This window comes from Alteromonas stellipolaris (assembly GCF_001562115.1).
Taxonomy (GTDB): domain Bacteria; phylum Pseudomonadota; class Gammaproteobacteria; order Enterobacterales; family Alteromonadaceae; genus Alteromonas; species Alteromonas stellipolaris.
In genome coordinates this window covers 4228156-4251288 of the sequence record NZ_CP013926.1, presented here as the reverse complement: position 1 = coordinate 4251288, position 23133 = coordinate 4228156, and the positions used below count along the sequence as shown (strand labels likewise).

The following is a 23133-nucleotide window of genomic DNA, read 5'->3' as shown; positions in this document are numbered from 1 at the left end:
TGGCGTAAACAGGTGACTGTATACAAAGTCAGATACAAAGAGGTGAACTCAGTGGCACTAGGTTTAGCAGCAAAAAAAGAGATCGTAGCAGAAGTTTCTGAAGTTGCGTCTCGCGCTCTATCCGTTGCCGTCGCTGAATACCGTGGGATGGAAGTTGCAGAACTGACTGACCTTCGCGTAAAAGCTCGTGAGCAAGGCGTATACCTTAAGGTTATACGTAACACTCTAGCTAAGCGTGCATTGGCAGACAGTAAATTTGCAGACTTAGATAGCGCCCTTACTGGTCCTCTTATCTACGGCTTCTCAGTTGAGGCACCTGGTGGTGCAGCACGTCTTTTTAAAGACTTTGCGAAGCAAAACGATAAGTTGAACGTAACAGCTCTATCTATTGGTAGTGGTCTTCTTGGTCCAGATAAATTGGACGCAGTTGCTTCACTTCCTACTCGCGACGAAGCGCTTGCAAAACTTCTTGCAACCTTCAAAGCACCGGTTGGGAAATTCGTTCGTACTATCAACGAAGTACCTACCAAGTTTGTGCGCGTATTGGCGGCGATCAAAGACGAGAAGTAATTCCCGTTTTTGGCATATTGATTTTTTTAACATTTTAAAAACCCAGGAGTTTAGACCACATGGCTCTAACTAAAGAAGATATCTTAAACGCGATTGCTGAAATGCCAGTTATGGAATTGGTTGAGCTAATCGAAGCAGCTGAAGAAAAATTCGGTGTTGACGCATCTGCAGCAGTAGCTGTAGCTGGTCCAGCAGCGGGCGAAGCAGCAGCAGTTGAAGAAAAGACTGAGTTTGACGTTGTAATGACTTCATTCGGCGCAAACAAAGTTGCAGTAATCAAAGCAGTTCGCGCAGCGACTGGCCTAGGTCTTAAAGAAGCTAAAGAAGTAGTTGAATCTGCTCCTAAAGCTATCAAAGAAGGCGTAAGCAAAGAAGAAGCTGAAGAACTTAAAGCACAGCTAACTGAAGCTGGTGCTGAAGTTGAAGTTAAGTAATCTATTTGTTTAGATTATTTGCCTGAGACGGCAAGGCTGGTGGTTTTTTAAACCACCAGCCTTTTTGCGCTGTACAGTGTGTAGATTCTAACCCTTGACTACACTACTAAATGCGCACTTCGGAAATTTCACATAAAAGCATAAAACCAACAAGTTAACTAATAATTGGTTAAATTTTGTTGTATGCTGTGGAATTGCCCCGAAAAAGGGTTGTGGAAGTTTGTTGCTTATGCGCAATTCAACACGAAGCTCATAGCTTGAAGCACTCGTAGCGATGCATAATGCAGCAGGTTGGGTCATAAATCAGCAGGCTGAGGAACCCATGGTTTACTCTTATAGCGAAAAGAAACGTATCCGTAAGGATTTTGGCAAACGCCCACAGGTATTGGAAATTCCATACCTTCTTTCAATTCAGCTTGATTCTTTCAAAAAGTTTATTGAGATCGACGCCGATGCTCAATACGGCTTGGAAGCAGCATTTCGTTCCGTTTTTCCGATAAAAAGCTACTCAGGTAACTCGGAGCTTCAATATGTTAGCTACCGTTTGGGAGAGCCAGTATTCGACGTTAAAGAATGTCAAATTCGTGGCGTCACATTCTCTGCTCCATTAAGAGTAAAACTACGGTTAGTATTGTTTGATAAAGACGCTGCGCCAGGTACCGTAAAAGACATTAAAGAACAAGAAGTGTACATGGGCGAAATCCCATTGATGACTCAGAACGGTACGTTCGTTATCAATGGTACAGAGCGTGTTATCGTGTCACAACTACACCGTTCACCTGGTGTGTTCTTCGATCACGATAAAGGCAAAACTCACTCGTCAGGAAAAGTGCTTTATAATGCACGTGTAATTCCTTACCGTGGTTCTTGGCTTGATTTCGAGTTCGATCCAAAAGATAACCTGTTTGTTCGTATTGACCGTCGTCGTAAGTTGCCAGCAACAATCATCTTACGCGCGCTTGAAATGACATCAGAAGAAATCTTGGATACGTTCTTCGAGAAAGTCAGTGTACGTATCGATAAAGACAAGTTAATGATGGAAGTGGTGCCAGATCGTCTTCGTGGCGAAACAGCGGCATTTGATATCATTGACGGTGAAGGTAATGTTGTTGTTGAAACCGGTCGTCGTGTATCTGCACGTCATACCCGTGCGCTTGAAAAAGCGGGTTTAACTGAACTTGAAGTTCCAGCAGATTACCTAATCGGTCGCGTATTCGCGGCAACGTACGTAAATGAAGATACTGGCGAAGTTATCGTTAGCGCTAACGAAGAGTTAACGCTTGAGAACTTAGCGGCACTTAGCCAAGCTGGTATTAAAGAGTTCGAAACGCTGTACATTAATGAATTGGACCACGGTTCATACATTTCTGACACATTGCGTATCGACTCTTCAACAAACCGCCTAGAAGCGCTTGTTGAAATTTACCGCATGATGCGTCCTGGTGAGCCACCAACAAAAGACGCAGCAGAAACCTTATTCCAAAACCTTTTCTTCTCTGATGAGCGTTATGATCTATCTTCTGTAGGTCGTATGAAGTTCAACCGCCGTTTAGGCCGTGAAGAATTGATTGGTTCAGGCACCCTAGATAAAGACGATATTGTTTCAGTAATGAAGCAACTTATCGAGATTCGTGACGGCAAAGACGAAGTGGACGATATCGACCACTTGGGTAACCGCCGTATTCGTTCTGTGGGTGAAATGGCTGAAAACCAATTCCGTGTTGGTTTAGTACGTGTTGAGCGTGCTGTTAAAGAACGTCTAAGCTTAGGCGACCTTGATAGCATTATGCCGCAAGACCTAATTAACGCTAAGCCTATCTCGGCTGCGGTTAAAGAGTTCTTCGGTTCATCACAGCTTTCTCAGTTCATGGACCAAAACAACCCGTTATCAGAAGTAACGCATAAGCGTCGTATTTCTGCATTAGGCCCGGGTGGTCTTACGCGTGAGCGTGCAGGCTTCGAAGTGCGTGACGTACACCCTACGCACTACGGTCGTCTGTGTCCTATCGAGACTCCTGAAGGTCCAAACATCGGTTTGATCAACTCATTGGCGAGTTTCGCACGCACCAATGATTTTGGTTTCCTTGAAACGCCGTTCCGTCGCATTGTTGATGGCGTGGTAAGTGAAGAAATCGATTACTTGTCTGCAATTGAAGAAGGTCAATTCGCAATTGCACAGGCAAACATTGTTTTAACCGCAAACGGTGAGCTAGTAGACGACCTTATTCCATGTCGTCACCGTGGTGAAACCACCTTGATGCCGAAAGAAGACATCAAGTACATGGACGTTTCTCCACAGCAAATCGTTTCAATCGCTGCGAGTATCATTCCGTTCCTAGAACACGATGATGCTAACCGCGCATTGATGGGTGCGAACATGCAACGTCAGGCTGTACCTACATTACGTGCTGATAAGCCGCTTGTTGGTACCGGTATGGAAAGAACCATTGCTGTTGACTCAGGTGTTACTGTAGTTGCTAAGCGTGGTGGTAGAGTTGACTATGTTGACGCTAGCCGTATCGTTATTAAAGTAGAAGAAGATGAAATGCTTCCTGGTGAAGCAGGTATCGACATCTACAACCTGACTAAATACACACGTTCTAACCAGAACACCTGTATCAATCAGCGTCCTACTTGTAGTGTAGGCGACCCGATTGTTGCTGGCGATGTATTGGCTGACGGTCCATCTACTGACTTGGGCGACCTTGCTCTTGGTCAGAACATGCGTATCGCGTTCATGCCTTGGAACGGTTATAACTTCGAGGATTCAATCCTTATCTCTGAGCGTGTAGCTCAGGAAGACCGTTTCACCACTATCCACATTCAAGAACTAAGCTGTATTGCTCGTGATACTAAGCTTGGGCCAGAAGAAATTTCTTCTGATATTCCGAATGTTGGCGAATCTGCACTAAGCAAACTTGATGAATCAGGTGTTGTTTACATTGGTGCGGAAGTGAAAGGCGGCGACATTCTGGTAGGTAAAGTAACACCTAAAGGTGAAACTCAGCTTACGCCAGAAGAAAAACTATTAAGAGCAATCTTCGGTGAAAAAGCGTCTGACGTAAAAGATACGTCACTACGTGTGCCTAACTCTGTTCACGGTACGGTTATCGACGTTCAAGTCTTTACCCGTGACGGCGTAGAGAAAGACAAACGTGCGCTTGAAATTGAAGACATGCAACTTCGTCAGGTTAAGAAAGACCTTACTGACGAATTTGAAATTCTTGCAGACGGCATCTTTGCTCGTGCACAAAACGCATTACTACGCTCTGGTGTTGAACAAGCTAAGCTTGACAGCCTGCCGCGTGAGAAGTGGTTTGAAATTGCATTAAACGACGAAGACGTACAGCTTGAGATCGACCAAATTGCTGATCAGCACGCAGAAATCAAAGAAGACTTCGATAAGAAGTTTGAAACTAAGCGTCGCAAGATCACACAAGGCGATGACCTAGCACCAGGTGTCCTTAAAATTGTTAAGGTTTACCTAGCTGTTAAACGTCATATCCAGCCTGGTGATAAGATGGCCGGTCGTCACGGTAACAAAGGTGTAATTTCAACGATTCAGCCTGTGGAAGATATGCCATATGATGCTAACGGTACGCCGGTAGACATCGTATTGAACCCACTAGGTGTACCATCGCGGATGAACATCGGTCAGATCCTAGAAACACATATGGGTATGGCTGCTCACGGTCTTGGTGTGAAAATCGATCGCATGCTTAAAGAGCATGAAGAGATGCAGAAGCTTCGTAACTTCTTAAAAGAAATTTATGAGCTTGGCGAAAATCACCAAGAAGTGGACATCGATAACTTCACCGACCACGAAATTACACGTCTTGCAAACAACCTACGTAAGGGTGTTCCAATTGCAACACCTGTATTCGACGGTGCACGTGAATCTGAAATTAAGGAAATGTTGAAGTTAGCTGACATTCCTGAAAGCGGTCAGATTTCGTTGTTCGACGGTCGTACTGGTCGCGAGTTTGAGCGTCCGGTAACGGTTGGTTACATGTACATGCTGAAACTGAACCACTTGGTTGACGACAAAATGCACGCTCGTTCAACTGGTTCGTACAGCCTTGTTACACAACAACCGCTGGGTGGTAAAGCTCAGTTCGGTGGTCAGCGCTTCGGAGAGATGGAAGTGTGGGCCCTTGAAGCTTACGGTGCAGCATATACCCTTCAGGAAATGCTTACTGTTAAGTCGGATGATGTTAACGGCCGTACTAAGATGTACAAGAACATCGTCGATGGTGACCACAGAATGGAACCTGGCATGCCAGAATCATTCAACGTATTACTTAAAGAAATCCGCTCGTTGGGTATTAACATCGAGTTGGAAGAGAAGTAACACGGCAATCGCCACGTTATGACAAGAGATGGCCCGGCGCTTGCGCCGGGTTCTAGAGACTGACTCCGCTGGGAGAGTAATGTGAAAGACTTATTAAAGTTTCTAAAGCAACAAAACAAGACCGAAGAATTCGATAATATTCGAATCGGTCTTGCTTCACCTGACATGATTCGTTCATGGTCTTTTGGTGAAGTTAAGAAGCCAGAAACAATTAACTACCGTACGTTCAAACCAGAACGTGACGGCTTGTTTTGTGCGCGTATTTTCGGACCAGTTAAAGACTACGAATGTCTTTGTGGTAAGTATAAGCGTCTGAAGCACCGTGGTGTTATCTGTGAAAAATGTGGTGTTGAAGTAACCCTAACTAAAGTACGTCGTGAGCGTATGGGTCACATTGAACTGGCAAGCCCAGTTGCACACATTTGGTTCCTTAAATCACTTCCGTCTCGTATCGGCTTAATGCTTGATATGACACTTCGTGATATTGAACGTGTACTATATTTTGAATCTTACGTAGTAACCGAGCCGGGTATGACTACCCTTGAGCGTAGCCAACTTCTTAACGAAGAAGATTACTTGGATGCACTTGAAGAGCACGGTGACGAATTTGACGCTAAAATGGGTGCTGAAGCCGTATTTGACCTTTTAAAAGTGTTAGATGTAGATGCTGATGTAGCTGCTATGCGTGAAGAGTTGCCTTCAATCAACTCTGAAACTAAGCGTAAGAAAATCACCAAGCGTCTTAAGTTGCTTGAATCATTCCAACAGTCTGGCAACAAGCCAGAGTGGATGATCTTGACTGTACTTCCAGTACTTCCGCCGGATCTTCGTCCGTTGGTACCACTGGACGGTGGTCGATTTGCAACGTCTGACCTGAACGATTTATACCGTCGTGTTATCAACCGTAACAACCGTCTTAAGCGTCTTTTAGACCTTGCGGCGCCTGACATTATTGTACGTAACGAAAAACGTATGCTTCAGGAAGCGGTAGATGCACTACTAGATAACGGTCGTCGTGGCCGCGCTATCACAGGTTCTAACAAACGTCCTCTTAAATCACTTGCCGATATGATTAAAGGTAAGCAAGGTCGTTTCCGTCAGAACTTACTTGGTAAGCGTGTTGACTACTCTGGTCGTTCTGTAATTACCGTTGGTCCTACATTACGTCTTCACCAATGTGGTCTTCCTAAGAAAATGGCACTTGAGTTATTCAAGCCGTTTATCTATGGAAAACTTGAAGGCCGTGGTTTAGCGACAACTATCAAAGCAGCGAAGAAGCTTGTTGAACGTGAAGCACCAGAGGTATGGGACGTATTAGACGACGTTATCCGTGAACACCCTGTTATGCTTAACCGTGCACCAACACTTCACCGTTTGGGTATCCAGGCATTTGAACCAACCCTTATCGAAGGTAAAGCGATTCAGCTTCACCCACTAGTATGTGCGGCGTACAACGCCGATTTCGATGGTGACCAAATGGCTGTACACGTGCCGCTGACTATCGAAGCTCAGCTTGAAGCACGTGCGTTGATGATGTCGACCAACAACATTCTGTCACCTGCAAATGGTGAGCCTATCATCGTTCCTTCACAGGACGTTGTATTGGGTCTTTATTACCTAACCCGTGACAAAGTGAACGGCTTAGGCGAGGCAATGGTATTTACCAGCCCGAATGAAGCAGAAAAAGCATACCGTACAGGTAATGCAGAACTTCACTCTCGCGTTAAAGTACGTATCACTGAATACGATATTGACGAAGATGGCGTGAAGACTGAGAAAGTAACGCTAACAGATACTACTGTTGGTCGTGCAATTTTCTCATTGATGCTTCCTAAAGGTTTGCCGTTTGAAATTATCAACCAGGCAATGGGCAAAAAGCAGATTTCACGTTTGCTAAACGCTTGTTATCGTACACTGGGTCTTAAAGACACAGTAATCGCTGCTGACCAAATCATGTATACCGGTTTCCACTACGCAATGATTGCGGGTGCATCTGTTGGTATTGATGACATGGTAATCCCAGCTGCGAAGAAAGATATTATCGACGCTGCAGAAGCGGAAGTTATCGAGATCCAGGAACAGTTCCAAAACGGTCTTGTAACAGCCGGTGAGCGCTACAACAAAGTTATCGATATCTGGTCAAATGCCAACGAAAAAGTTGCTAAGGCCATGATGGATAACCTTAAGACTGACATCGTAATTAACCGCGATGGCGAAGAAGAAGAGCAAACCTCATTTAACTCTGTTTATATGATGGCCGACTCTGGTGCTCGTGGTAGTGCCGCTCAGATTCGTCAGCTAGCTGGTATGCGTGGTCTGATGGCTAAGCCAGATGGCTCAATCATCGAAACGCCAATTACCGCTAACTTCCGTGAAGGTCTTAACGTACTTCAGTACTTCATCTCTACTCACGGTGCGCGTAAAGGTCTAGCCGATACAGCACTTAAGACAGCGAACTCGGGTTACCTAACTCGTCGTCTAGTAGATGTTGCACAAGATTTGGTTATTACTAACGACGACTGTGGCACCTTCGGTGGTGTTACGATGACACCGCTAATTGAAGGTGGTGACGTTGTAGAACCACTTCGCGAGCGTGTACTAGGTCGTGTAGTTGCAGAAGATGTAGTTAAACCAGGTACTACAGAAGTATTGGTTGAGCGTAATGTGTTACTAGACGAAGCGCTAGTAGACATGCTTGAAACTAACTCTGTTGACCAAATTCAAGTGCGCTCAGTTATCACTTGTGATAACGACTTCGGTGTGTGTGCAAACTGTTATGGTCGTGACCTTGCTCGCGGACATATGGTTGGAAGCGGTGAGTCTGTGGGTGTTATTGCCGCACAGTCAATCGGTGAACCAGGTACACAGCTTACCATGCGTACGTTCCACATCGGTGGTGCGGCATCACGAGCTTCTGCTGAGAACAGCGTTCAGGTTAAAACTGCGGGTAGCCTTAAGCTACACAATGAAAAATCAGTACGTAACTCAGACGGCAAAGTGGTTATTGTTTCTCGTTCAACAGAACTTACTGTTATCGATGAACAAGGTCGTGAGAAAGAGCGCTATAAAGTACCTTACGGTGCTGTACTTAGCGTGGATGACGGTGCAACTATTGCAGCAGGCGACGTTGTTGCTAACTGGGATCCGCATAGTCACCCAATCGTTACTGAACGTGCAGCTAAGATTAGCTTCGCCGACATCGACGACTCTAACACTGAGATGCAACAAGACGAACTAACTGGTCTTACGCGTATCGTAGTTAAAGATCTTGCGAAGAGTAACTCTAAAGAACCTAAACTTATCCTAGAAAGTGATGAGTTCGGTCTTCAAGAGATTCGCTTACCAAGCTTTACTACTATCGAAGCGAAAGAAGGTAAGGTTGCTAATGAAGGTGACGTGTTAGCACGTATACCTCAAGAAAGCTCGAAGACACGTGATATCACGGGTGGTCTACCTCGCGTAGCCGACTTGTTTGAAGCACGTAAGCCTAAAGAGCCAGCTATCCTTGCTGAAGTTTCAGGTACTATTGGTTTCGGTAAAGAAACCAAAGGTAAGAAACGTTTGGTTATCACGCCGCCAGAGGGTGATGCATACGAAGAGATGATTCCAAAATGGCGTCAACTTAACGTGTTTGAAGGTGAGAAAGTAGAACGTGGTGAAGTTATTGCAGATGGCCCTGAGTCACCGCATGACATCTTGCGTCTACGTGGTATTTCTGCTGTAGCAAACTACATCGTGAACGAAGTTCAGGAAGTTTACCGTCTACAGGGTGTAAAAATTAACGATAAGCACATCGAAGTTGTTATTCGTCAGATGTTGCGTAAGTGCGTTATTACCCATTCAGGTGATACTCAGTTCCTTGAAGGCGAACAAGTTGAAGTGTCTAACGTGAAAGTGACCAACCGTGAAGTTGAAAAACACGGTAAGATCCCAGCGCAGTATGAAACACAACTGCTTGGTATCACTAAGGCGTCGCTATCTACTGAGTCATTCATCTCAGCTGCATCGTTCCAAGAAACAACACGTGTTCTTACCGAAGCTGCAGTTCAAGGTAAAGAAGATGACCTTCGCGGTCTGAAAGAAAACGTAATCGTGGGTCGATTGATTCCAGCGGGTACAGGTTTCGCTTACCATGAACGTCGTGCACAACGTCGTAAAGAAGAAATCGAAGAAATGTCAGTTTCTGCTGCTGATGCAGAACAGGCACTAACCGAAGCGCTTAACGCCGGTGACGACTCAGCCGAATAAGGCATGATCGTAGGAGTACGTTAACGTACTCCTAACAAATTGGCATGTTAAGCTGACAGATTGCAGTTAAATGGCTGCTTAACCTTTGTACAGCTTGACACGCCGAGCTATGATCATTAATATTCCGCGACCCGATTTTGGATGACCTCTAAAAGGCAGAAGAAAATGGGCGCGGTTTTTTGTATCAGAGCTCAGTTAATGCTGACAAGCACAGTATTAACATTGAATGAGCGACGCTAGAAAAGTCGCTTTAATGGACCCAATCAGAGTGATTGGGTTTTTGTAGTTTTTAATCAGGAGCTAGTTAATGGCAACAGTTAACCAGTTAGTCCGCAAGCCGCGCAAAAAGCCCGTTGAAAAAAGCAACGTAGCTGCATTGCAAGCTTGTCCTCAAAGACGCGGTGTATGTACTCGTGTATATACTACTACGCCTAAGAAACCAAACTCTGCACTACGTAAAGTATGTCGTGTACGTCTAACTAACGGTTTTGAAGTTTCTTCATACATCGGTGGTGAAGGTCACAACCTACAAGAGCACAGTGTAGTACTTATCCGTGGTGGTCGTGTTAAAGATCTACCAGGTGTTCGTTATCACACAGTTCGCGGTACATTAGACTGCGCAGGTGTAAACGATCGTAAGCAAGCCCGTTCTAAGTACGGTGCGAAGAAGCCTAAGTCTTAACGGTTCTCCGTTAGTAAGGCCAAACTGAAGTTTAAGAGTTTTGGGTAATTCCTGAATTCATACGGAGAATAGAAATGCCAAGAAGAAGAGTCGTAGGTCAACGTAAAATCCTACCAGAGCCAAAATTTAGCTCACAACTGCTTGCAAAATTCATGAATGTCGTAATGCTTGACGGCAAGAAGTCAGTCGCTGAAAAAATCGTTTACGGTGCGCTCGATATTGTTGCTGAAAAAACCAGCAAAGCTCACCTAGATGTATTCGAAGAAGCACTTGATAACATCCGTCCTACTGTAGAGGTTAAATCTCGTCGTGTAGGTGGTTCAACTTATCAAGTACCAGTAGAAGTTCGTCCAGTTCGTCGTAATGCCCTAGGTATGCGTTGGTTGGTAGATGCTGCTCGTAAACGTGGCGAAAAGTCTATGGCTCAACGCCTAGCTGCTGAAATGATTGATGCATCAGAAAACAAAGGTTCTGCGGTTAAGAAACGTGAAGACGTTCACCGTATGGCCGAAGCAAACAAAGCGTTTGCTCATTACCGTTGGTAATAAACGTAATATAACTGAGAGAGATGTATGCCTCGTAAGACCTCGATTGAGCGTTACCGCAATATTGGTATTGTGGCTCATGTGGACGCGGGTAAAACCACGACCACAGAGAGAGTCCTGTTTTATACAGGGTTGTCTCATAAAATCGGTGAAGTGCATGATGGTGCTGCAACCATGGACTGGATGGAACAAGAGCAGGAGCGTGGTATCACTATCACGTCTGCTGCAACGACTTGTTTCTGGTCAGGCATGGAAAAGCAGTTCGATCAGCATCGTATAAACATTATAGACACGCCAGGACACGTGGACTTTACCATTGAGGTAGAACGTTCATTACGAGTTCTGGATGGGGCTGTAGTGGTTTTTTGCGGGTCTTCTGGGGTTGAACCTCAATCAGAGACAGTCTGGCGACAGGCTGACAAATATGAGGTGCCACGTCTCGTGTTCATCAATAAGATGGACCGAGCTGGCGCCGATTTTGAGCGTGTTGTGGGTCAAATCCGTAAACGCTTAGGCGCAAACTGTGTTCCGATTCAATTGAACATGGGCGCTGAAGAAGAATTCCATGGCGTTATCGATCTTATTAAGATGAAAGCCATAAACTGGAATGCCGAAGACATGGGTATGACTTTTACCTATGAAGATATTCCAGCGCAATATTTAGACAACGCACAAAAGTATCGCACAGAGATGATTGAAGCAGCAGCTGAAGCCTCTGACGAACTAATGGATAAGTATTTAGAAGGCGAAGAGCTAACTGAAGCTGAAATCCGACTTGGTTTACGTACCCGTACACTGAACAACGAAATTGTTCTTGCCACCTGTGGCAGTGCCTTCAAAAACAAAGGTGTTCAGGCAGTACTAGACGCGGTAGTAGAATACTTACCATCACCAAGTGAAGTGAAAGCTATTACGGGTGTTTTAGACGATAAAGATGAAACTGAAGCTGAGCGTCATGCAGACGACAGCGAGCCATTCTCGGCCCTTGCATTTAAAATCGCTACTGACCCATTCGTAGGAACGCTGACTTTCTTCCGTTGTTACTCTGGCGTTGTTAATACTGGTGATACGGTATACAACCCAGTGAAAGGTAAACGCGAGCGTTTTGGGCGTATAGTTCAAATGCACGCTAAAGACCGTGAAGAAATTAAAGAAGTTCGTGCAGGCGATATCGCCGCAGCCATTGGTCTTAAAGATGTGACCACAGGTGATACGCTTTGCGATCCGAATAATGTCATTACGCTAGAGCGTATGGAATTTCCTGATCCGGTAATTTCTATCGCTGTTGAGCCTCGCTCTCAAGCTGACCAAGAAAAGATGGGACTCGCGTTAGGTAAGCTAGCCGCTGAAGACCCGTCATTTAAGGTTAAGACTGATGAAGAGTCTGGCCAGACGATTATCTCTGGTATGGGTGAGCTTCACCTTGATATCATTGTTGATCGTATGAAACGCGAATTTAAGGTTGAATGTAACGTAGGTAAACCTCAGGTTGCTTATCGTGAAACTATTCGTAAGAAAGTAGAAGTTGAAGGTAAATTCGTACGTCAGTCTGGCGGCCGTGGCCAATTTGGTCATGTATGGCTTCGTATTGAGCCACAAGCTGAAGAAGGCGCAGGCTACGAATTTGTTAATGACATCACCGGTGGTGTGGTACCAAAAGAGTTCATACCAGCGGTTGATAAAGGAATTCAGGAGCAGTTGCAAAGTGGTGTTGTAGCAGGGTATCCGGTACTAGATGTAAAGGTAACTTTGTTCGACGGTTCGTACCACGATGTTGACTCTTCTGAAATGGCGTTTAAGATCGCCGGCTCTATGGGTTTCAAAAAAGGCGCCGCAGAAGCAAATCCGGTGTTGCTTGAACCCATGATGAAAGTTGAAGTAACTACTCCAGAAGACTGGATGGGTGATGTGGTTGGTGACCTAAATCGTCGTCGCGGCATGATCGAAGGTATGGAAGAAGGCGTAGCAGGTATTAAAATAGTACGTGCTAAGGTGCCGCTTTCAGAAATGTTCGGGTATGCTACTGACTTGCGTTCACAAACGCAGGGTCGCGCATCATACTCTATGGAGTTCTTCAATTATTCTGAGGCGCCGAAAAATGTGGCGCAGGCTATTATTGAATCTAGAATTTAATCTAAATGAAGGTTCGGTCCGGTCCCGTATTGGGTCGGACTTTTAACTTAGGAAACGAGAAAAATGGCAAAAGAAAAGTTTGAACGTACGAAACCCCATGTAAACGTGGGTACAATCGGCCACGTTGACCACGGAAAAACTACCCTTACTGCAGCTATCACTACTGTTCTTTCAAAGACATACGGTGGTTCAGCTCAGGCTTTCGATCAAATCGATAACGCGCCTGAAGAAAAAGCTCGTGGTATCACCATCTCTACTTCACACGTAGAGTATGACACTCCTACTCGTCACTACGCTCACGTAGATTGCCCAGGACACGCTGATTACGTTAAAAACATGATCACCGGTGCTGCTCAGATGGACGGCGCGATCCTAGTAGTAGCTGCGACTGATGGCCCTATGCCTTGGACGAAGGTTTACGCTTCGCTATCCGTGAAGGTGGCCGTACTGTAGGTGCTGGTGTTGTAGCTAAGATTCTTTAATCTAAGCAAACCAAAGCATTAAGAAAAAGGCGCTCATTGGAGCGCCTTTTTTGTGTCTGTAGGTTTAGTCGGCAGTAGAAGCCCATGTGAAACGCGGCGTGAATCCATCCATGGAGCCTCCGCAGCAGCATCCATGCTGCTGAGGGTTTCACATGGGCTTCTACTGCCGCCTCTTTCAACTACCCAGACTGTTTATCGGTAGAGTAGAAGGAGCGGCGTGAATCCATCCATGGGGCCTCTGCCACAGCATCCATGCTGCTGAGGGTCTCACATGGGCTTCTACTACCGCCTCTTTCAACAACCCAGACTGTTTATCGGTAGAGTAGAAGGAACGGCGTGAACCCATCCATGGGGCCTCTGCCACAGCATCCATGCTGTGGAAGGTTCCTGATGGGGCACTACTACCTCTCTTGTAACTTCAGAAGGTCGCTGATGAAGCTCAAGATAGTCACCGATATAAACACGGTGTGAATCCATCCATGGGGCCTCTGCCACAGCATCCATGCTGTGGAAGGTTTCTGATGGGCGCGACTCCCTCACATATAAACGCAGACCAGTACATTGAGGTAGTGGGGCGTAAACCCATCCATGGGGCCTTTGCTACAGCATCTATACCTTTATACCTTTGTTAAATGACTATAATCGCGAAGTAACTATAAATGCGAGAATAAATCTCATTTGCATTGAGTCGAGGCACAAAATCTGTATTATCTATCACCTCGAACGATGAAATAGCCTTGAATAAGGAATAGCAAAATATCTATGCGCTTCTCATTAGGCAGCATTAGGCAATGGCATTGGATAAGCGGGGCGTGGTGTCTTGTTGGCATCTTACTGTTTTCCCTAACGGGTATAACGCTTAATCACGCTGCTGATATTCCTGCCAACAAAAAAATAACTGAAATAGATGCCTCGTTGCCTGCATCAGTAATAGATGAATTTGTGGCTTTGCCAGAAGGGGAAGCTGTTATTCCTGATGTCTTGGTGGATTTCGTATCTGATAAATATGATGTTGCTATCCCCGCTTCGGTGGTGGGGGAATGGGACGGTATTGAATTTTATGCTGCCTGGCCTGGGCCGGGTACTGACAGTTGGGTTGCTGTGGATAGCGAACTTGAAATGGTTACCTATGAAAGCGTGGATAGAGGATGGATTTCGTATTTCAACGATCTCCACAAAGGTAGAAATACCGGAACAGTGTGGCCGTGGTTTATTGATGTGTTTGCTGTTGCCTGCATTATTTTTAGTGTCACAGGTTTGCAGTTACTTATGCGTCATGCACCAAGTAGAGCATCCACCTGGCCTGTAACTGTTCTGGGCGTATTAATCCCATTTGTCATTTTGCTGTTATTTGTGCATTAGCGGTTTGGGGATGTGAACTTGAAAAGGAGTGAAACAATGAAAGTGCGAAATAGACTTGCGATAGCGTCTGGAGCGCTAGGGCTTATGTTAGCCTCATCAGTCTCTATGGCTGCGCAGTCAGTAACGCTTGATATAGCTTTGCCTCAGCTAGATGTTGCTGAGTATCACAAACCGTATGTGGCTGTGTGGATAGAAAACAGCAAGCGTAAATCTACTCAGGTCGCGGTGTGGTATGACGTTGATATGCGTGAACACGAAGGTAAAGAATGGCTTAAGGATCTTAGGCAGTGGTGGCGTCGTGGTGGTAGAAGTTTAGATTTACCTTACGACGGTTTAACCAGTGCAACGAAAGGCCCGGGGGCGCACGTTATCGATACTCAACTTAATAGCGCGCTTTCGAAGTTAAGTGACGGCGATTATACCCTTCGTGTAGAAGCGTCTCGTGAAGTAGGGGGCAGAGAAGTACTATCAATTCCATTTAGTCTCCCAATCTCGGCAGAATCACTTCCAGTTACTTTGGAAGGTAAATCAGAAATTGGACGCGTTTCATTGCGTCTGGAAGATTAATAAACTCTCAGAGGACATTATGAAAAAATTATCGGTAACTACATCACTGGTCGCGTTAGCCGCAACATTAGCAGTCTCATTTTCTGCCAGCGCTCACAGAGCATGGCTATTGCCAAGCTCAACAGTTCTGTCGGGTGAAGAAGCTTACGTAACGTTTGATGCCGCTATCTCAAACACTATTTTTCACCCTGATCATTTTGCAATGAATACTGATGATTTAGTGGTGACTGCGCCTAGTGGTGAAACAATAGAAACTGAAAATAGCGCACGTGGAAAGTATCGCACTACTTTCGATGTAAAATTGGAAGAGGAAGGGACGTTTAAGATCACGTCTTTCAGCTCTGGTATACGCGCTTTTTGGAAAGATGAAGAGGGTAACCGTAAAATGTGGCCTGGTCGCGGTAAGCCTTATGTAGCAGAAGAGTTTGCTACATCAGTACCTAAAAAAGCGACCGATTTAAGTGTGACTCAAGGTTCACGCCGTGTTGAAACCTTTGTTACTCTTGGTGCGCCTTCAGAAAAAGTATTTACCCCAAGCAACGAGGGCTTAGAACTTATTCCAGTAACCCACCCTAATGATTTGTTTGCTACCGAAACCGCTACCTTTACTTTACTTATTGATGGTAAGCCAGCAGTAGGTGCAGAAGTTGAAGTGGTGCGTGGCGGTATGCGTTATAGAAACACCCAAGAAATGATTTCGGTAACATCAAATAACGAAGGACAAATTAACATTACCTGGCCACAAGCAGGTATGTACTTTGTCGAAATTAGTTACAAAGATGATAAAGCTGAACTGCCAGCAACGGTAAGAACCGGAAGTTACTCAGGTACCTTTGAAGTGCTACCACTGTAAGCTCAACTTAAGCATTTACTAAGATATTTTAAAAGTACCATGACTGAAACTCACCGTTTACTCATTGCACTATCTAGCGTCACGCTTTATGTGTTGTGGGTAGCGGTGATTTTTTTTAAAAGTAAGACTAACGTTGATAGTAGTGATAGTAAAAATCAAACCTTGATTGTTTATGCTAGCCAAACCGGCACCGCCGAAAAAATTGCACGGGCTAAAGCAGCAGAATTGGCCGAAAACGAAGCGATTTCCTTGGTTTCCATGGCTTCTTTAAATCTTGCAATGCTTGGCAATGTATCAAAGGCATTGTTTGTCGTTAGCACTTACGGTGAGGGAGAGCCACCAGATGCAGGCACTCGCTTTTATCACACTTTACAGCGAGCAAAAAAGAGTGGAGCTACACCTTTATCAAACTTGTCATTCGAAGTTATCGGGTTGGGAAGTCGGGAATACAAACAGTTTTGCCGCTTTGCAGTCTCTCTTTATGAGAACATGAGCTTACTAGGTGCCACGCCATTAAACTCGCTTACTACATTAGATAGTGGAAAGGGTGAACATCTAGTACATCTTAATTCCTTAGCGAATGATTCATCTGAACAAATTCAACCTTGGGTATTAGAACACCGCAAACAGCTGAACCAAGACAATACCCGTGGCTTGTATGCAATCACCTTAAAGCCGCCTCCATCAGCGGATGAGACGGGCACAGCACCAACAACTTGGGAAGCGGGAGATATTATAGATATCTACCCTGATATAGCGCATAAGAAGCGCCCCTCAAGCGAGTCCTTGACAAAGCCCTTAAGAAAGCTAGTCGGACGTTCATATACCATAGCCTCAGCACCCCAAGAAGATGACTTAAAACTGGTAGTGAGAGAGGTAAGAAATGCGAAAGGAGAACTTGGCTATGGTTCGGGCTTTTTAACGCACAAATTACTTCAGAACCAAGCTGCCTATGCACAAATACGCAAAAATACTAATGCGGTGATCACCGATACCCAATGCCCCTTAGTGCTTATAGCTGCTGGAAGTGGAATTGCTGGTGTTAGGGCTCAACTTGCTAAACGAGCCATACTTAAAGAAAGTGGTCCAGTATGGATTTTTTATGGTGAACGAGACTCAGAACTTGATAACGTTTTAAGTAAGGCGCTATCACCCTTTCACAATGCACGGTGCATTCATAAAACCTCTATTATTTTTTCGAAGTCTTCTTTAGATTCTACCACTGCGTCTAAAAAGTATGTTCAGCATATGATAGTAGAACAGGCCGACGCTTTAAAAGCGTTCCTAGGTGCTAGTTCTGGTAAAGCCTCTAACTCCGGTAAATGCATTAGCAGCGATGCTAGTCCATACACTGACCGTGATGGGCAGATTTATGTTTGTGGTAATTTTGAAGGAATGGGTAAAGGCGTCGATGCTGCCCTACGAGATGTGTTGGGTGAAGAGCAGTACTCCACGCTTATCGAAAAACGTCGGTATCATAGAGATCTCTATTAAACGCTTAATGCTATTTACACCTTTTACTCTTCACCACTATTTATACGCCTGCCTTTTCATAAGCGCCCGCAACTAAAGTGATCTATCAATAATACCCATATCAGTCCCCGTGCCTATGTGTTACAGACTAAGGTTAAGAACTCGCGCTAAGAGCTAGTGCTACGAGCTATTGCCACGAACTAGCGCTACGAACTATTGCAGCTAACTATGACTAGTAATACATAGGGTTGATTTGCGCAGGAGCACTAGGCATAACATAATGGGTTAACATTAAATTAACAAGTAAGTGTTATGGCTAAGATCCCACGCGGCAGCTCCAATGGCAAAAGCTCAAAAGATAGTGCCTCCAACGACTACAGCGCAGAAATGGCGGAAACACGGCGTCAGTTTGTGAAGAATAAAACCGGCGCTGAAATGAAACATGTCGGTACGTTTTCAATTGAGCCAGATACCTTGCCAGGTAACATTGAGCACTTTACCGGTGTTGCTCAAGTACCTATCGGATTGGCCGGGCCGCTTGTTATAGACGGAGTAGCCGCAAAAGGCGAATTCTATGTACCAATGGCAACCACGGAAGGGACGTTAGTTGCAAGCTATAACCGCGGCATGCGCTTAACCGCAGAGTCGGGAGGGGTTAAAACTACCGTTATTGATGATGCTATGCAGCGGGCACCAGTATTTGTGTTTGAAGACGCTCGCGCGGCACTAGCATTCGGGAAGTGGGTAACTGACAACTTCGAATTAATTAAAGCTAAAGCAGAAGAAACGACTTCGGTTGGCAAGTTGCGTGATATTGAGCAGTATGCCGTATCTAAAATGCGGTGGTTACGCTTTAACTTTACCTGCGGCGATGCGGCAGGGCAGAACATGGTTAGCAAGGCCACCCGGCATGCTTGTCAATGGATGCAGTCGCAGCATATAGCTGGGCTTGAACACTTTGCCCTATCGGGTAATTTAGATACCGACAAAAAACACTCTTTTTTAAATTCGCTGCACACCAGAGGCAAGCGGGTGGTGGCCGAAGCTACTATTCCTGCAGATTTAATGAAGTCATTAATGCATTGCTCGCCGGAAGCATTATTCAAGCAACGCCAGTTGTCTAACATGGGGGCATTCATTGCGGGTAGCGTCAGCAATGGAGCCCACTTTGCCAATGGTATTACCGCTTTATTTATCGCTTGCGGCCAAGATGTTGCGAATGTAGCCGAATCATCAGCAGGGTATACCTACAGCGAAATCACTCCGAATGGCGATTACTATTTCTCTATTACTATTCCTTCACTTGTAGTGGCATCCTATGGTGGTGGTACTGGGTTAGCAACCCAGCGAGAGTGTTTAGAAACGCTAGGGTGTTATGGTAAAGGCGGCGTGAATAAGTTAGCCGAAATTATTGCTGCAACCGTGTTGTGCGGCGAGTTATCTTTGGGCGCGGCAGTGGTGGCAGATGAATGGGTTTCGAGTCATGACCAGTTTGGTCGTAATCGCCCCTAAGTTTTATATGAAAGTAATGAGCGCAGCTGAATTGAATGGCGATTACTGTTGAAAAGTAACAGGATACGGGTGAGTCTATGGGTTATAACAACCTCAAAAATATAAAAGCGTTTTGCGCATGAATCTACTTACCTTGTCCTTCATCTTCTCCTTTTTCATTTTGGTGGTATCAATGACATTTTCGTCTTCTACATCTGAAGCTTCTGCCCACAACACTGATACAGCCAAATCGACTACTGAATCTTTGTTAACAGTGCCGACTAAAATGGTACCGCTACCTCGCGCTGCGAGCGATGAACTTAAAAGCGCTATCTCTGAATACCCCATGCCGTCAGTTGATGAAGTCATTAACAACACGCCTCAATCTGTAGAGCAGTGGCGTGAATTGATTCAAAAAAGAAACGGCGATCAGAAAAAGAAAATCAAAAAAATGCGAAAGCAGTTTGATGTTGATGTGTCTTTGGAAAAAATTAATGGCGTAACGGTCAGGCGACTTACGCCTAAGACAATTGCACCTGAATTTAAAAACAAGGTGTTTATTGATGTACACGGGGGAGCCTACGTGTTTTTTGCTGGGCTTCCCAGTATAGAAGAAAGCTTATTAATCGCCCATAGAGTCGGTATTACAGTGATTAGTATCGACTATAGAATGCCACCTCATGCGCCATTTCCCGCTGCGCTTAACGATGTAGTGTCGGTTTATAGCAGCTTGGCTGCAGAGCATGGCGCACATAACCTTTTTATAGGTGGCACATCTGCAGGAGCAGGATTGGTACTTTCTGCCGTGCAAACGCTTATTGAAACAAAACAATCGTTGCCGTTGGCGGTGTATGCTGGCACCCCTTGGGCTGATTTGACGAAAACCGGCGATACCCTTTATACCAATGAAGGTATTGATCGCATATTGTTGACATACCAAGGTTTTCTAGCCGCTTCAGCTAAGTTGTATGCAGGGAGTGAGAGCTTAACCCACCCGTCTATTTCCTCTCTTTATGGCAATTTTGATGGCTTTCCGCCTACGTTGCTCGTATCGGGCACGCGGGATATGTTTTTAAGTGATACGGTACGAGTGAATCGTAAGTTGCGTAATGCGAACGTGCGTACGCAATTAGAAGTTTTCGAAGGGTTATCCCATGCCGACTACGTTGTAGCTTATGAAACCCCAGAGTCTCTTTCTGTATACCAAGAGCTCAAGCAGTTTCTGCTAAGTGTTAGTACTAATAGTTTCGACTAACCGTCGATAATGACGGTTAGCATCCCAAATGTACGACATAGCCGGTTATTAAATAAGCATCATAGGTAAGGCGATACAAATACCTATAAGCACAACACACCAAGTAATTAGGGCCGCCATATTGGCTTTAGTGAGTACATCTTGGCGGATGTTGATAAAGGGCTGTTTAACCTTTTGTTGATTCAGGCCTGGGCTTAGCCAATACACTCCGAGTGAAACACTAAGTGCGGTTAAAAAGCCAGTCACGTTCCACCAAAACCAAAATACATCCGGCTGGTTTAGCCACAAATATATATTGACCAATACACCAGCGATAAGCCCAGTATTAACCTGCTTTGCCGAAAGGTGTTTTGTGCACACGCCTAAGAAAAATGTAGCCAAAATAGGACCAAAGCAAACCGAGCCAATCTTGTTAATGGCCTCAATAATGGTGGGCGCAATATCATCTACCACAAATGACAAACCCAATGTGAGCAAGCCCCAGAACATGCCAGTGTACTTAGCCACTTGAAGGGTACTTTCTGGCGACAGTGTTTTACCCACTACCCGACAATAATCTTCAACTGATACCGCAGCCAAGCTATTAATCGCAGAACTTAAAGATGACATGGCCGCGGCTAAAATGGCCACTAATAACAAACCTAAAATACCGTTCGGAAGGTAGTTGACTATAAAGATAGGCATCAGCCAATCGGGTTGATCGTCAGGAATTTGAGCAAGGAATTCTGGGGTGGTCAGTGCTAATGTCCCGATGATTAACCCTGCGAAGCAGTAAATAAGGGTTATAGGGAAACGTAAGAAGCTGGCAGTCATAATGATTTTCTTTAAATCGCCTAGGCTCCTTGCCGACAGCGAACGCTGGGCTTCGGATTGGTCGCAGCCATAATATGAAGCGTATAGCACGATGCCACCAAAAACCATGGGCAGCAGGCCGAAACCTTCGCCATCAAATCCATAAGATGATGTGTTTAGTGTAGAGAGTCGTTCAGGCTGTACTTGCTCAAGAAAGCTTGTCCACCCGCCTATATGATATAGCCCGAAACCTAAACACACCAAGGCGCCTGCAACTATCAATATCATTTGCACAGCATCACCATACACAACGGCTTTCATGCCACCTTGCAAAGAGTAAATAAGGGTAATAACACCAATCAACAACACGCTTTGCCAGAACGCTAAGCCCATCGTGCTTTGCAATATAATAGAAATGGCGTAAATCATAATGGCGGTGGCAAAAGAACGGCTTATTTGAAACACCACGCTAATCAATACTCGTGATGAGCGGCCAAAACGTTGCTCTAAAAAGTCATAAACACTGACGACGCCAGAGCGGTACAAGGTGGGTAAAATAAAATAGAGCAAGGCCAGCATGGCAAGAGGGAGGGCGAGCTCGTATGATAACCAAATAAGGCCACCACCTTCTCTTAGCCCAACAAAAGCAGGAGCCGAGATAAAGCTTACTGCAGATAACTGCGTGGCCATAATGGAGAGGGAAAGTGGCTTCCAGCCCAGCTGTCGATTAGCAAGAAAGTAATCTTTCTTACTCACTTGTTTTCGAAACACAAAACCCATGACTAACAAACCCACAAGGTATATAGCCACTACCGTGAAATCGACAAAATTCATAGTCGCTCACTGTGCATATGTGTTGCTGCGTTTAAGGGGGTATTAAGTGTGAGTGTCGTAAGCGTGTTTAAAACCAACGTGTGGTTGGCGCGAAGGCTTATAGCGAGCGTGCTTATAGTGAATAAATGGTGCGGTCTGTAGTGGCGCGGCATGAATCTTCCCTGATAGTGAGCGTACGAATTCGTTACTATTCAGATACGTTACCACAGGGTTCAAGCATGTGCTAAAAAGTGTTCGAACCACACCAAGGTGATTCGAACATGTGAAATTATGATCCGAACATCACAACAAGTACAGCCACTACGGCACCTAATCCCGCTATTTTAAGCCCATTTTTATACATAGGCAGTTTCGGCATAAACATCAAAAATGCAGATATGACAAAAAACAAAAGGGCAACGCCAAAGCTAATGTTCAACCAAAATAAGGGGCTGTTATTAGTCGCTTTGTGAAGCTTCACCATTTTTGCCAGAACAAGAGGGTAGTCTTTACGGGTAATGGTGGCGACACCATCTGCCTTGTCATATGTTCCCATATTTAACACAACTTGGTTGTCATTCTCTTCAACCACCTTCAAACCTTTCACCTTAATTTTCGATGCTACCTGTTTGCCGTTCAAGTCTTGAGACAACTGACGGACCTCAGTTTGATCGAATTTCAGGAAATCGGTGGGGCGAAAAATGAGTAACACGCCACTGACAGCATAAATTGCCATTATGCCTGCTAAGAAAAAGCCTAACCATCGGTGATATTTACGGACGGCCATGTGAAATTTTGGTGATGCCATAACTACTTACTAATAGATTTATTTATAGATGAGCCTTTATAAACGAGACTGAGGGGTATTTGAAGGGTGAAGGTAAGATTAAAACTATATTTACCTGCTATTTTCGTTTTGCCTGCTATTTTTGTTGTAAATGATGGGTAAAAATTATGAAGCTCGCATGGTACGAGCAGTGTAAAAAAGCTGCTACCACAATAGACTTTGGTCTAATATGGCGACGTGAAAAAGTAAATAATGTTTTAATGCTTAAATAAGCGTTTTTTAACGACAGAAAAGC

Annotated in this window: 16 protein-coding genes and 1 pseudogene; 15 read left to right on the top strand and 2 right to left on the bottom strand. The window is 44.9% G+C overall.

The annotated features are described in order from the left end of the window. Window positions 1–51 precede the first annotated feature (51 nt). The 15 genes and pseudogenes from rplJ to AVL57_RS17880 all read left to right on the top strand — a co-directional run bounded on the left by rplJ (window position 52) and on the right by AVL57_RS17880 (window position 20446). Window positions 52–570, top strand: coding sequence for a 50S ribosomal protein L10 (gene rplJ, locus AVL57_RS17950; protein ID WP_013786330.1), 519 nt, complete (start codon window positions 52–54; stop codon window positions 568–570). A gap of 59 nt (window positions 571–629) precedes the next feature. Next, window positions 630–1004 (top strand): 50S ribosomal protein L7/L12, encoded by a 375-nt coding sequence (gene rplL / locus AVL57_RS17945; protein WP_013786329.1) that lies wholly within the window; start codon window positions 630–632, stop codon window positions 1002–1004. A gap of 322 nt (window positions 1005–1326) precedes the next feature. Continuing rightward, window positions 1327–5355: a DNA-directed RNA polymerase subunit beta gene (gene rpoB, locus AVL57_RS17940; protein ID WP_061093608.1), complete on the top strand. Its 4029-nt coding sequence runs from the start codon at window positions 1327–1329 to the stop codon at window positions 5353–5355. 81 nt (window positions 5356–5436) lie between these two features. Next, window positions 5437–9603 (top strand): DNA-directed RNA polymerase subunit beta', encoded by a 4167-nt coding sequence (gene rpoC, locus AVL57_RS17935; protein WP_057795664.1) that lies wholly within the window; start codon window positions 5437–5439, stop codon window positions 9601–9603. Between the two features lie 307 nt (window positions 9604–9910). Next, a complete protein-coding gene (rpsL, locus tag AVL57_RS17930) occupies window positions 9911–10285 on the top strand; it encodes a 30S ribosomal protein S12 (protein WP_013786326.1) in 375 nt (124 codons plus the stop codon). Between the two features lie 74 nt (window positions 10286–10359). Continuing rightward, on the top strand, window positions 10360–10830 hold the full coding sequence (rpsG, locus tag AVL57_RS17925; protein ID WP_013786325.1) for a 30S ribosomal protein S7: 471 nt from the start codon (window positions 10360–10362) through the stop codon (window positions 10828–10830). A gap of 27 nt (window positions 10831–10857) precedes the next feature. Next, complete coding sequence (gene fusA / locus AVL57_RS17920) at window positions 10858–12963, top strand: elongation factor G (RefSeq protein WP_057795666.1); 2106 nt, start codon at window positions 10858–10860, stop codon at window positions 12961–12963. A 63-nt stretch (window positions 12964–13026) separates the two neighbouring features. After that, a pseudogene (locus AVL57_RS17915) lies at window positions 13027–13410 on the top strand (GTP-binding protein); the annotation flags it as partial. Beyond that, a complete protein-coding gene (locus AVL57_RS21525) occupies window positions 13392–13445 on the top strand; it encodes a hypothetical protein (protein WP_231701315.1) in 54 nt (17 codons plus the stop codon). The pseudogene AVL57_RS17915 and the gene AVL57_RS21525, both read left to right, overlap by 19 nt. Window positions 13446–14207: 762 nt before the next feature. Continuing rightward, window positions 14208–14807, top strand: coding sequence for a PepSY-associated TM helix domain-containing protein (locus tag AVL57_RS17905; protein ID WP_057795670.1), 600 nt, complete (start codon window positions 14208–14210; stop codon window positions 14805–14807). Window positions 14808–14843: 36 nt separating this feature from the next. Then, on the top strand, window positions 14844–15374 hold the full coding sequence (locus tag AVL57_RS17900; RefSeq protein ID WP_057795672.1) for a DUF2271 domain-containing protein: 531 nt from the start codon (window positions 14844–14846) through the stop codon (window positions 15372–15374). 19 nt (window positions 15375–15393) lie between these two features. Next, entirely contained in the window at window positions 15394–16227 is an 834-nt protein-coding gene (locus tag AVL57_RS17895; protein ID WP_057795674.1) for a DUF4198 domain-containing protein, read from the top strand. 39 nt (window positions 16228–16266) lie between these two features. Further along, on the top strand, window positions 16267–17721 hold the full coding sequence (locus tag AVL57_RS17890; RefSeq protein WP_057795676.1) for an NADPH cytochrome P450 oxidoreductase family protein: 1455 nt from the start codon (window positions 16267–16269) through the stop codon (window positions 17719–17721). A 291-nt stretch (window positions 17722–18012) separates the two neighbouring features. After that, a complete protein-coding gene (locus AVL57_RS17885; protein ID WP_057795678.1) occupies window positions 18013–19212 on the top strand; it encodes a hydroxymethylglutaryl-CoA reductase in 1200 nt (399 codons plus the stop codon). 172 nt (window positions 19213–19384) lie between these two features. Then, a complete protein-coding gene (locus AVL57_RS17880; RefSeq protein ID WP_231751138.1) occupies window positions 19385–20446 on the top strand; it encodes an alpha/beta hydrolase fold domain-containing protein in 1062 nt (353 codons plus the stop codon). Window positions 20447–20494: 48 nt separating this feature from the next. Here AVL57_RS17880 and AVL57_RS17875 read toward each other — a convergent pair whose 3' ends face one another. Next, a complete protein-coding gene (locus tag AVL57_RS17875) occupies window positions 20495–22072 on the bottom strand; it encodes a sodium:solute symporter family protein (RefSeq protein WP_057795680.1) in 1578 nt (525 codons plus the stop codon). A gap of 268 nt (window positions 22073–22340) precedes the next feature. Continuing rightward, on the bottom strand, window positions 22341–22859 hold the full coding sequence (locus tag AVL57_RS17870; protein WP_057795682.1) for a hypothetical protein: 519 nt from the start codon (window positions 22857–22859) through the stop codon (window positions 22341–22343). Window positions 22860–23133 lie beyond the last annotated feature (274 nt).